The following is a 12,468-nucleotide window of genomic DNA, read 5'->3' as shown; positions in this document are numbered from 1 at the left end:
AGTCAGCTTATTTATATGTTACTTTTCTAAAACCCAGAAATCTTTGCTCACACTCATTAAGTCATCCAACACCATTTTTGCTTTTACAGGACTTATTACTGTCCTATTTAATGTTAATGCCTGAAGAGCTTTCGTATAACTTTTTTCCATAAAAGCTTCAACTGTTAATAATTCATAAGCATACTGTCCTTCCATAAGCCCTTTATAGAATGGTTTTATTTCTCCTACATAATTTCCCTTAGCTCCATCTTTTCCTATTGTTCCATCTACTTCCACTATCGCTTCTGCTGGAAAATTAGTTATAAGTCCATTATTTTTCACCATTACAACAAAAGGATTATTTAAATCATATGCTATTGATTCTGCAACTTCCACCATCAATTTTCCAAATACACTATTTGTCAGCATCTCGATACCTTCCATAGTAGTTTTGCCTTCTGCCGATTTACAAGTTTCAAACACCTCTTTTTCTCTTCCATCTTTAGCTTCATCTGCCCTCGTATATTCAGGATCAGATTCTTCTACTATTTCATCAGCAAACATATAATACTGCATATATGTAGTTGGAATATATTCATCAAAAAACTTCATATATTTATTTACTCTCACATAAGTGTCCAGCCAAGATTTTGCTCTTTGCTCTGCATTAAACGGCTGAAAATCATGATCTCTTAAATATGTTCTTAATTTTTCAAAAAGATCATTTCCAGCTTTATCTTTTAAATCAGTAAACCACCCAAAATGATTAAGTCCAAAATATTTAGGTACAAGCTCTTCCTGATCCACTTCTAATATCTTGGCATAAGATTTTAATAATGAATATGGCTGATCACATAAATTTAATATTCTTTTATCCTCAGGAAACATACGATCCAACCCCAAAGCCACTATAGCTGCTGGATTAGTATAATTCAATATCCATGTTTCTTTTGAATATGAACGAACCTTTTCCACCATTTCTTTCATTCCCTGTAAAGAACGCATTCCATATGAAAACCCTCCCGGTCCACATGTTTCCTGACCTACAAGACCATATTTTAATGGAATTTTTTCATCATTACTACGCATTTCTCCCTTACCCACACGCATCTGGCAAAATATGAAATCTGTTTTTGAATATGCAGTCTCTGCATCTGTTGTAAATACAATTTCTGCTTCTGGATAATAACATTTTAATACAAGTCTGTCATAAGCTTCCATTTGTCCCATACGTTCATTGTCTATATCATACATAATTATTTTACTTACTGGAAATCTATCTTTATATTCTATTAAATTCCCCAAAAGTGCAGGTACACGAGCACTTCCAGCTCCAGCTATAGTTATAATATGTGATTTTCTTTTCATCTGTTTTACCTTCCTTATTTTCAGTTTATTATTTCTTTAATTTATCATCTATGGCATTTCTTACAAATTCAACTAATGGTCCATAAACAATATGTATATGTTTTGGCAGTGGAAAAAATAATCCAGAATATCCTGATTTCTCTAATATTTTTTGATCTACTAATTTTGTATCTACTAAATCTATTCTTAATCTTGTAATGCAATTATCTACATTAACTATATTACTTCTTCCTCCAAGTCCTTCTATTACTATATCTGCTATTTCACTATATCTTTTTTCCTTTATTAAAGTATTATCTAATGATGGAGCATCTTCTCTACCTGGTGTCTTTATATTAAATTTCAGTATAAAATATTTAAATATAAAATAAGTAGCTACTGATAATATTAATCCTACAATTATGAAAGATACCCAATTTGTATCTTTATATAATAATCCAAAAATAGCAAAGTCAAATATCGTTCCACGAATATACCCTATTCCTACATTTACCAGAGAAAGTGCAACTGCTCCAATTCCTATGATACAAGCATAAATAACATATAGCAATGGAGCTATAAAAACAAATGAAAACTCAAGGGGTTCTGTTACATTTCCTAATAATGCTGTCATTACACATGTAATCATCAAACCTTTTACCATTTTCTTATTTTCCTTATATGCTGTATGATACATGGCAAGTGCTATTGCTGGAAAAGCAAACATTGTACATAACATTTGCTGTTGAGCCATAAATCTAGTAAGTTTCGGCATAAGTGCCCAATACTCACTATTAGGTCCAAGTGTAAATAATACATGATTCATAGTTGGCACCACTCCTACATAAGTAGTTCCATCTATTACATAACTTCCTCCTGCTTCTGTAAATCTAAAAAGAGCATTCCATAAATGATGTAATCCAAATGGTATAAATAATCTCTCTCCAGCAGCAGTAAAAAAAGGTCCGACTTTACTCAAAAATATAACAGACAGTCCTGTTAAGCCAGTTACAAAATATTGCCATATAAATGGTAATGTAATTCCAATTACCAACATTATTCCCATACATATTATAGAAACTGATTTCTTTCCAGCAAAGAATGCAAAAGCTATTGGCAGTTCTAAATTATAAAATTTATCTGTTGCCCATGCTGCTACTAATCCTGCTGCTATTCCACCCATTGCATTTATATTTAATGTTTGAATACCCAATACCTTTATCTGCCCCATTTGACTCATTACATTTGGTGCTGCCATATTTCCTGTTACGCTCAACCATACACTCATTGATATTATTAAAATAAGATACCCCAGAACAGAAGCAAAAACTGCTATTCCCTTATCCCTTTTACTCATACCATATGCCACTCCCATAGCAAACATCAATGGTATGTTGTCAAAAACTGTTCCAGCTATAGTTCTCAAACTCACTAATGTTGTATTAATAATAGGATTACCAAGTCCTGGAAATCTAGCAATCATATATGACTGCACAAATGCTCCTGTAATTCCCAAAATCATTCCTACTGGTGCCATTACTCCTATTGGCAGTAACAATGATCGTCCAAATTTTTGTATTTGATCGCTGTATTTTTTTAACATTTTCCCTCCCTTTTAAATAAAAAACATGAAATCCTCTTAGTTTCCCCCTAAGTGATTTCATGTTATCATACTTATATTACAGGTACAACAAAAAACAGCTGACCTAGCACTTATCTCATTACTTATGTCACTTAAAATGACCTAGGTCATTTTATCTTTCAACATTGCTATTATCATTTCTACTATTAAAAACATTCCTATCCTTGAAACACTGTCATTAAATTTTGTATCACAACTTTGGGAAGCACAATAAAGTTTGTAATCAGCTATATCACTTAAAGGATTTCTATCAAAACATGTTACTGAAATAACTTTAGCCTTTTTTAATTTTGCTATATTAGCCACTTCTAATATTTTTTCAGTTTTTCCAGAAAGTGAAATCAGTATAACCATTTCATTTATATCTAATGTCCTGCTCACTATAGACGTAAGGTTATAATCTTCTAAAAATATACATCTTATTCCTAATGTAAGTAAAAGATGATTCAAATGAGAACCTACAGATTTACTTGTTCCTCTGGCAGCTATATAAATTGTTTTAGCCTTCTGTATCTCTTTAATTACCCCTTTTATACTTTCTATATTTACCAGAGAAAATGTTTTTTGGATATTATCCTTTAATTCATCTTCTAGCTCTTCATATTTATTTTTATTTTTCTTAGGAAGATTACCACTTTTTAAATAATATTTAAAATCTGCATATCCTAAAAATCCTAATTTCTGCGCCATATTAATGATAACTGTTTTAGAAGTCAAAGCTTCTCTGGCAAGATCAGTTATTTTCATATTTATTACTTCTTTTTGATGGTTATATATATAGTTAAAAACTATCTTTTCACTATTAGTCAAATCATCAAAATATTTTGCCAATTCTACCATATTTTCCTCCTAAAGCTGATATCTCTGAAGCTGTTATCTGTATTATACTCTATTTAGATTATTTTTTATATACTTCCATATTTTATAATCTAATGAGAACCTGCATGAATTTTAGAAGTATATTCTGTCAAATGTCCCACTGTTTTCAAGCAGTTAAATGCCAGAAAATTAAAATACAGTTTGTCATCTAACTTTTTAGAAAATCTTAATTCTTTGTCTAATTTTGGAAAATTAGATAACTCATTTTTCTCATAATTTTTCTGTATCTCATTTATAGCTTCTTCAAAGTTATTAAACAATTCCTGAATAATCATATTGTTTTCTAAATCCATATCGGATTTATTCTTGTAAATATATCCATTGAGCTGCTCCATCTCCATGATAAGCTTATGATTTATTGAAAGAAGATGCAGATAAAATTCCTTTTCTCCCTCTGATAAATTTTCGCTTACATATGTTTTTATCTCTTTGGAAACCATATTTGAATGAACAATCAAATCACGAACTACATTAAAATCTATATTTCCCTTTAAAGTTTTAGTTATTTCCTTGATTATTTTAGTATCTATATCAAAGAGCTGATTTAGATTATGCTGAAATTCTCTTTTTACTGTATTCGGAAATACAAAATAGTTCATGAAAAATGCTGTAACAACAGCCATTCCCACATACATTGTCCTTAAAATAACTGCCTGTTCCACTTGCAGAATCATTGTTGTAAGAACCATTCCAAAACAAGTACTATACATAGTCATTATCCATGAAGTAGGAGTGGAATAATACATCAGTGAAGTAAGAAGAACTATAAGAATTCCTCTTTCCACTGTTCCCTGAAAAAATACTCCCATAAAGAATACAATAAAAAGTCCGATTACTGTTCCCAATATACGATTATTTATTTTTAAAATACTTTCCTCAGAATAAGGCATAAGCATAAAGAATACACTCATTGGATACCAGTAAGAGTGATCCAGTTTAGTATACTGCACAAAAGAAAAAGCTATACACAAAGTTATTGAAAGACGAATTGCAAATCTTACCTGAAACAAATCTAATTTTAATATTTCTCTTATACTTTCAGGTTTATGAACTGGATTTGGAAGCTGCCATTTCTTTTCTGTTTTATACTTAGAAGTTTTTTCTATCTCAGAGAGAATAAATTTTAAAACGTCTAATATTGCTGTTATTGCTTCTCTCTCTTTAAGCAAACTCAAATCATATCCATTTAAAAATTCTTCAATTTTCTCTTTCAAAAAATTGTTATCTTTCTCATTTAGATTTTCTCCCACAAGAGTAAAAATCTCACTTAAATGCAGAAGATATTCCTTATCTTCTGCATTAAGTTCTTGCTTTTCTTCAGATAGATACTTCATAAAATAGTGGAATCTTTGAAAAATAACCATAAAATAATAGTTGATTTTTCCATATCCAGTTGCTAGATATTTATAATTTCGTGTCGAGTAAATAACCTGATTCAGATGAACCATCATTTCCATAAGTTCTTCTGCTTCAGTTGAAAAATCTTCATTCTTTATCAATTTTTCAATTTGACATGTGAGATTTTTCATTCCTTTTCTCACTGTACCATAATTTCTCTTTCTCTTGATTATTTTAGAATGAACATACAGTGCTATAGTAATAACCGAAACCCCATAGAGCAAAGCTCCCAACTGTAGTATAAATCCTTCTAATGGAAGAGGAATGAACTGCAAAAAGATAAATTCCATTCCATAAATATAATAAGCTTTTGGATTAAATTTATTTGTAAATAGATACACCAGCATAAAAGGAACTAAAAAATTCAGAGATGCACAAAGGAAAAGATTTCTTCTGCTCAGAAATGCCATAAGTGCTACAACAAATATAATTCCATACATTCTCAAAAGTTTCTTTATATTAAAATCTTCCTGATATCTGAATAAAAACAGCAAAGTTAGAAAAGGAGGCAATATAGTATTACCTATTCCAAAAAAGTGCCACAGTGTAAAAAAGAGGAAAAGCGAAACAAATATAACTGGAAAAACTTTTTTAAACCGTTCTTTTATTTTTAATAGATTTATTTTAGTCTGTTTCATTGTACTCACCCTTATAAGACTTTATTCTTCATATCTATATTATAATACATATTTCCTCTTTTTTATATAATTCTTTATAATAATCATTTAAAACTTATAAGATACAAGGTTACTATATATTTTTTTTATTTTTACAGAATTTTTCATTTAAAAATAGTTTATATATCTAGTATCTATTTTGTGATATAATTTTTATAAAGAGCTCTTTGATACTTAACTTTTCACTGTAAGTTCGACTGCCCATTCATACCTTAAAATAAGAGGAGATGAATTAAATGAAAAAAAGTCATGGACAAATGTCAGAATCTTTTCTGCTTGGTGCTCTGCTTGCTTTTTCTGGCGGTTTTTTAGATTTGTATACCTATGTTTGTCGTGGAGAAGTATTTGCTAATGCTCAAACAGGCAACATGATATTTTTATCTCTCTATCTAGCTCAAAGAGAATGGAAACATGCAATACGATATATCTTTCCAATTATTGCTTTTGCACTTGCTGTAATTTTAGTGGAAAGAGTCAGGTCTCACTATCAAGAAAAAGAAAATCAAGATATCAACATACACTGGCGGCAAGTTATTATACTTATTGAGCTGATAATACTTATAGCTGATGCCTTTATCCCACAGAAATATAATATTTTGGTAAATATCAACGTTTCTTTTGTATGCTCTATGCAGTTTGAGGCATTTCGAAAAATTCAAGGCTGTTCTCTTACTACAACTATGTGCACAGGAAATTTGCGTTCAGGTACTGAATATTTTTTTATCTGGCGTAAAAAAAGAGATAAAAGTGCAAAAGGTAAAGGATTCCTTTGCTTTATAATTATTCTGTTTTTTCTCTTTGGTGCTGTTGCAAGTTACTTTCTCACTAATCGATTTCTAGAAAAAGCTGTTCTTATTCCATGTGTAATACTTCTTTTAGTTTTCTTGATGATGTTTATCAAGGAGGAAGAGAAACAGAAGGAGCTTGATGAGTTTATAAAATGATTTAAAATCCAATATAAAAAGCCCATAGATTTTAGAATTTTTTTCTAAAACATGGGCTTAAAAATTTTTCAGCATTATCTCTATACTTTTTCTTATTTCCCTACGATCTTTCTTCCATAAATCCCTCATATTATTATTGCTCATATACATATATTTTTCATAAACTTTTTCTGTTATTTTATTCTTTCAACTGTTACAGAAAAATTTTCATTGATTTCTTGCAGATTTTCAATTCCAGTCTCAATTCTTCCAAGTGGTACCAATCCATCAGAATTTCTATAATCTTTATGGAAAAATGCTAAATTTCCCCAAGGAGCGTAGTATGTCAAATCTCCTGCTGATGGAGTACAGTTGTTTGGTGCTTTGCTGATATCCAACTTTTCAGGTGGATAGCTTATTTTTTCTGTTCCTCCATAATTTTCAAATTTCAATGTCAATGGCAGCTGCTCCAGCAAACTTTTTGCTGCACTGTTATCTCTCAGCAATACTACTATTTCCTTTCCTTCAAAGGAAAATTTTATTCTCTCAGCTTCTATTTCTCCAAATGCTGTTATTGAAAAAAATACCATAATTCCCATCAGTAACATTTCCATACTCATTTTTCTCCCTCCTTATTTAATTTTTTATAGTTTTTATATCATCTACTTATTTTCTTTTATTACTTTACAAGGATTTCCAAAGGCTATTGTATTATCTGGAACAGATTTTGTTACTACACTCCCAGCTCCTATGACAACATTATTTCCTATTGTCACCCCAGATATTATGATAGTTCCTCCTCCTATCCACACATCATTTCCTATCGTTACAGGAGAAGCATTTGTTTTTATATTTACACTTCCATCACTATTGATTATCATTCTCTCTTCTCCCCTTAAAGGATGAACAGCTGTATATATTTTTACATCTGGAGCTATCAATACATTATTTCCTATTGTAATTTTAGAAGTATCTAAAAATGTGCAGTTCATATTAATTACAACATTATCTCCCACTGAAATATTGCAGCCATAGTCCACATAGAAAGGTTGATTAATTCTGACATTTTTTCCGCATTTCTCCAATATTTCTTTTATCTTCTTTTCTCTCTCATTTATATCCTCAGCAAGAAGCATATTATATTCTTTGATTAAATTTTTTCCTCTGCTGCTCAATGCTCTAAGTTCTTTGTCCTTAGTATTATATTCCTGTCCATTAATCATTTTTTCAAACTCAGTCATAAGAACCTCCTAAATTAATTAAAAAAAGTAGCTAAAATTTGTATTTAACTACTTTTATATTACTATTCTATTCACATCACGTCAAATACCTATGTTGTATTGCAGCCAATGCTTAAAAAGCATTTTATATTTTTTCAAATATTTATCTTTACTTCTATTTTTTTCTATTTTTCAAGATTCAAAAACATATTATTCCACTTTGCTCCTCCATGAGAAGATGCAGATACTCCCTGATTTTCAAATCCAAATTTTTCATAGTATCCAATTAAATAATCTTTACAAGTTAAAATAATACCTTTTTTCTTTCTTGCTTTACTCAAAGATATCATGTGTTTCAGCAACTCTCCAGCTACTCCTTTTTTTCTATATTCTGGAAGCACATCAAGTCCAAATACTGTCTGATAATCTCCTGCTGCATTATGCAATAATGGATTATGGTATAATTCATCTGGAAGTTCTGGTTTATCTGTTGTACAGCCATTTACAAAACCAATCACTTTTCCATCTTCCACTGCTACTATAAAATTCTCTCCAAATACTTCAAATCTTTTATAAATATCTTCCTCTTTTGCTGCTTCAGCTGCTGGAAAACATTCCCTCTCGATCATTACTATTTTTGCCACATCTTCTTTTTCAGCCATTCTTATTTCTACCATCTTAATCTCCCCTTTTTTACCAATATTATATTTAAATTAGTCTTTTCTGAATTATAAGATATTAACTTCATGCTTTAAATATGGAATCACCTTTTCCTTAAAGTCTTTCATCTTTATTTTAAGAGTAGCTAAATTTTCATTTGGATGAAAACGCATATATTCCTGCTCTAAAAGCTTCTCATCTATATATAATTTTATTTTATTATCTTTATCATACATCAATTCTGTTATGCTCACTGCTCCAGAGTGAGTATTCAAAACTTTTTCCAAGTCGACATCCTTTGCCATTTCTATCTTAGAAAGACCATGTTTTGCTCTAAATTCTTTTATATCCAACTTTTCACTTCTTGCTAAGACCAGTAAAAAAAACTGACTTCCATTTTTAGTTTTAAACATTAAATTTTTTATACCAGGCATTTTCAATTTCTCATCTGATTTGCATAAATCTTCCAGTGTTTCAGGAAAGATATTAAATTCTACTCTTTCATAAGAAATACCTAATTCATCCAGCATATCATAACAATCTTTTTCTTTGTCTGAAATCTCTCTGTCTGGTCTTCCTGATAATAACTCTGATACTTCAAATTTTTCTTCCATAATCTTATCCTTTCTTTTAAAGTTCTTTTTCCTTTAGAATAAATCTATAATATATGTAAGTACACGCTGGAATCAGGTATATATATGCTGCATAGGGAATAAATTTTATGCTTCCAATTCCCAGCATTGTGCATGGAAGATAACAGGCTATATTCCATGGTATAATTGCTGGTAAAACTATTGCTGAATTCTCTATATCTTTTGCCAATTCTAATCTGTGAACTTTCTTTTCATCATAAACTTTTTCTACAATATTTTCAGTCATTATCACTGCAATAGTCTGATTAGCTCCTACCATTCCTGTTATAATACTTACAAGTATCGTATTTCTGAATAACTCAGCTCTATTTTTTACATTCATTATTTTATTTTTTATATAACTAAGTATATTCAGCTGTTCTAAAACTCCTATAAGAGCACATGAAATAATTATGAGGGCGGAAGCATTCAGCATTGATTTAACCCCTCCCCCTTTGATAATTTTCTCTAAAGCTGTTCCATCAAACTTATAATACCCTAAAGTTAAATATTTTACCACATTCATAATCGTTTCTTTTTGAACGACTACAGCTACAATCGAAGCTAAAAGTATGCTTACTCCCATAGATATTCTTACATTTATCCTTAAAAGCGAAAAAATAATGATTGATACAACAGGAACAAATATAAACTTTACATCTAAATTATAGTTATTAAAAATAAGCCCTGAAATACTATTTTCTGTTATATCAAGAACATAACTTCTAGATAAAAATATATAGAACAGACTCGTTAAGATATATGGAATTATCATTGATTTTATCATATTTTTTAAATTTGAATATATGTCCACTCTTGTAAGAACAGCTACTAAATTGGCACTAGACGAAAGAGGAGACCACCTGTCTCCAAAATATATTCCAGAGATTATTGAAGCTCCCACAATATTAACATCTATATTTCCACTTCTGGCTATCGCCATAAGAGCAATCCCTATTGTACTTGCCGTTCCAAATGAACTACCAAGAAAAAAGGCTATTATACTTGTTATGAGAAAAGAAAAGAATATGAAAAGACCCGGATTTATAAATTTTATTCCAAAATATACAATCCCGGGAATCGTTCCTGAAGAAAGCCAGCTGGCTGTCAAAGCTCCTACAAACATAAATATCATTAAAACTACTTTAGACTTTTTGCTGTACTCAAGAGAAATATCTATAATAGAATCCAGTGTATTTTCTTTTTTTAGTGCCAGTAGGGCAAATCCTATATACACTATAAAAACTATTATTCCAAGAGTAAATTTATTTACTGCAACATATGAAAATAAAAAAAAGAACATAAGCAAAAATAGAATTTTTTTCATACCTCTTTCCTCCCTTGAGTAAAAATACATCTATTTACGAAGTATTATAGTTTATTCTATCACTAAATTCCATTATATTTAAGCTATAAAAAAATAAATTCCAGCTCTTCCTATAATAATTGAGAATAACAGAGCTGTATAAGAAATAATATAATAAAAAAAGAGGATGACTTATAAAAATACACTTTGTAAGTTCATCCTCAATTATTTTTATTTCTATTTAGCCTGTCTCACTACATCTATTACAGTTCCATCTCTGTATTCCACTACTGCTACCACTGTATCAGAAGTAGAAAACTTTTCTGGAACTCCTGTTAATTTTTCAACTTCTTCTTTCAATTCCTCTATCGTTTTTAAAGGAATTCCAGCTGCTGTCAATATCTCTATCAACTCCGTTCTCTTAGGATTTACACAGATTCCTCTCTCAGTTACCAATACATCAACTGTCTCTCCCGGTGTTACCACAGTAGTCACTCTGTCTGTAACTATTGGGATTCTCTTTCTCATAGTCGGAGCTACTACCACTGTAAGTTTTGCTCCTGCTGCTGTATCAGGTGCTCCCCCCAATGCTCCCATTATTATTCCTGTTGACCCAGTAAGTGAATTTATATTGTAGCTCACATCTATTTCTGTTGCTGACAATATCATTACATCCAATTGATGAGCACTACATCCTTTATTATGGGGATTGGCATACATAGAAGCTGACATCTCTATATGAGTTGGATTTTTAATCATTGATTCTGCTGCTGCACTGTCAAAACTCTGAGTATCCAGCAAAGCTTCAAAATATCCCTCTTCTAAAAGTTCAACCATAGTAGCTGTTATTCCTCCAGCTGCAAATGACCCCTTGATATTATTTTCATTCATATATTCTTTCAAATATTTGCACACTGCCAGAGAAGCTCCTCCAGAACCTGCCTGAAATGAAAAACCATTTTTTATATATCCAGATGCTGTCAATACTTCAGATGCTTTCTCAGCAATTAAAAGCTCCTGAGGATTTTTAGTTATTCTTGTTGCTCCAGTTGCTATCTGTTCAGGATCTCCAATAGATTCAACTTCTACTACATAATCTGTCTGTGTCATTGGAATACTTATTTTCTTTAGAGGAAATGGCATTAAGTTGTCAGTTATAGCCACAACTTTTTCTGCATATTGAGCATCCACCATTGGATACCCCATAGCTCCAAATGCTGATTTTCCTTCTGTTCCATTCATATTTCCCATTCTGTCACAGGCTGGAGCTGCTATAAAGGCTACATCTATTTTCAATTCTCCTGCTTCTATAGCTCTTGCTCTTCCACCATGAGTTCTAAATACTACTGGTCTTCCCAAAATGTTATTTTTAGAAATTTCTTTAGCTATTTCACCTCTCAGACCAGAAGTATTTATCCCAGTAACTACTCCATTTCTGATATGTTCAATCAATGGTTCATGTGCCTTTGTCAATGAAGAACATACTAAATTAAGGTTTTTTATTCCTAACTTAGCAATTTCATCCATTACCATATTAAGTACATAGTCTCCATTTCTTAAATGATGATGGAAAGATATTGTCATTCCATCTTTTATTTCACATTTCTCTACCGCTTCCTTTATTGAACTTAATATTTTTGAGTCCCCTGGTCTGGAAAAACTTTTTAATGGAGCATATTTTCTTCCTGTTGGTTCTGTAGCAAAAGGCCCAGCATAAGGTTTTACCTCTCCATATCCTTCAATATATTCAGGGATTTCTCTTTCTGCTTTATTTTTTATATTTTTTATTTCCACCTTATCTCGTC

11 protein-coding genes are annotated in these 12,468 nt (G+C 30.8%); 1 reads left to right on the top strand and 10 read right to left on the bottom strand.

Annotation, left to right across the window (positions count from 1 at the left end):
* Positions 1 to 18: 18 nt before the first annotated feature.
* The 4 genes from C4N20_RS08465 to C4N20_RS08450 all read right to left on the bottom strand — a co-directional run bounded on the left by C4N20_RS08465 (position 19) and on the right by C4N20_RS08450 (position 5,685).
* Positions 19 to 1,347 carry a family 4 glycosyl hydrolase gene (locus C4N20_RS08465; RefSeq protein WP_005979015.1) on the bottom strand — a complete coding sequence of 443 codons (1,329 nt, stop codon included), beginning with the start codon at positions 1,345 to 1,347 and terminating at the stop codon, positions 19 to 21.
* Between the two features lie 28 nt (positions 1,348 to 1,375).
* On the bottom strand, positions 1,376 to 2,929 hold the full coding sequence (locus tag C4N20_RS08460) for a PTS transporter subunit EIIC (RefSeq protein ID WP_005979014.1): 1,554 nt from the start codon (positions 2,927 to 2,929) through the stop codon (positions 1,376 to 1,378).
* Between the two features lie 141 nt (positions 2,930 to 3,070).
* Entirely contained in the window at positions 3,071 to 3,808 is a 738-nt protein-coding gene (locus C4N20_RS08455; RefSeq protein WP_005979011.1) for a MurR/RpiR family transcriptional regulator, read from the bottom strand.
* Positions 3,809 to 3,897: 89 nt separating this feature from the next.
* On the bottom strand, positions 3,898 to 5,685 hold the full coding sequence (locus C4N20_RS08450) for an FUSC family protein (protein ID WP_231940491.1): 1,788 nt from the start codon (positions 5,683 to 5,685) through the stop codon (positions 3,898 to 3,900).
* Between the two features lie 473 nt (positions 5,686 to 6,158).
* On the opposite strand from C4N20_RS08450, the gene C4N20_RS08445 reads away from it, so the two are divergent.
* Complete coding sequence (locus C4N20_RS08445; protein ID WP_005979007.1) at positions 6,159 to 6,866, top strand: YoaK family protein; 708 nt, start codon at positions 6,159 to 6,161, stop codon at positions 6,864 to 6,866.
* A gap of 173 nt (positions 6,867 to 7,039) precedes the next feature.
* On the opposite strand, the gene C4N20_RS08440 is transcribed toward C4N20_RS08445, so the two are convergent.
* The 6 genes from C4N20_RS08440 to citF form a co-directional block, all read right to left on the bottom strand.
* A complete protein-coding gene (locus C4N20_RS08440; RefSeq protein WP_005979005.1) occupies positions 7,040 to 7,465 on the bottom strand; it encodes a cyclophilin-like fold protein in 426 nt (141 codons plus the stop codon).
* A 42-nt stretch (positions 7,466 to 7,507) separates the two neighbouring features.
* Entirely contained in the window at positions 7,508 to 8,086 is a 579-nt protein-coding gene (locus C4N20_RS08435) for a sugar O-acetyltransferase (RefSeq protein WP_005979003.1), read from the bottom strand.
* Between the two features lie 164 nt (positions 8,087 to 8,250).
* Entirely contained in the window at positions 8,251 to 8,742 is a 492-nt protein-coding gene (locus C4N20_RS08430) for a GNAT family N-acetyltransferase (protein ID WP_005979001.1), read from the bottom strand.
* A 51-nt stretch (positions 8,743 to 8,793) separates the two neighbouring features.
* Positions 8,794 to 9,339 (bottom strand): YbaK/EbsC family protein, encoded by a 546-nt coding sequence (locus tag C4N20_RS08425; RefSeq protein ID WP_005979000.1) that lies wholly within the window; start codon positions 9,337 to 9,339, stop codon positions 8,794 to 8,796.
* 16 nt (positions 9,340 to 9,355) lie between these two features.
* Positions 9,356 to 10,684 (bottom strand): Na+/H+ antiporter NhaC family protein, encoded by a 1,329-nt coding sequence (locus tag C4N20_RS08420; protein WP_005978999.1) that lies wholly within the window; start codon positions 10,682 to 10,684, stop codon positions 9,356 to 9,358.
* 216 nt (positions 10,685 to 10,900) lie between these two features.
* On the bottom strand, positions 10,901 to 12,451 hold the full coding sequence (gene citF, locus C4N20_RS08415; protein ID WP_197712119.1) for a citrate lyase subunit alpha: 1,551 nt from the start codon (positions 12,449 to 12,451) through the stop codon (positions 10,901 to 10,903).
* Between the last annotated feature and the right edge of the window lie 17 nt (positions 12,452 to 12,468).

The organism is Fusobacterium ulcerans (genome assembly GCF_003019675.1).
Classification (GTDB): domain Bacteria; phylum Fusobacteriota; class Fusobacteriia; order Fusobacteriales; family Fusobacteriaceae; genus Fusobacterium_A; species Fusobacterium_A ulcerans.
This window is presented reverse-complemented; position numbering and strand designations above follow the sequence as displayed.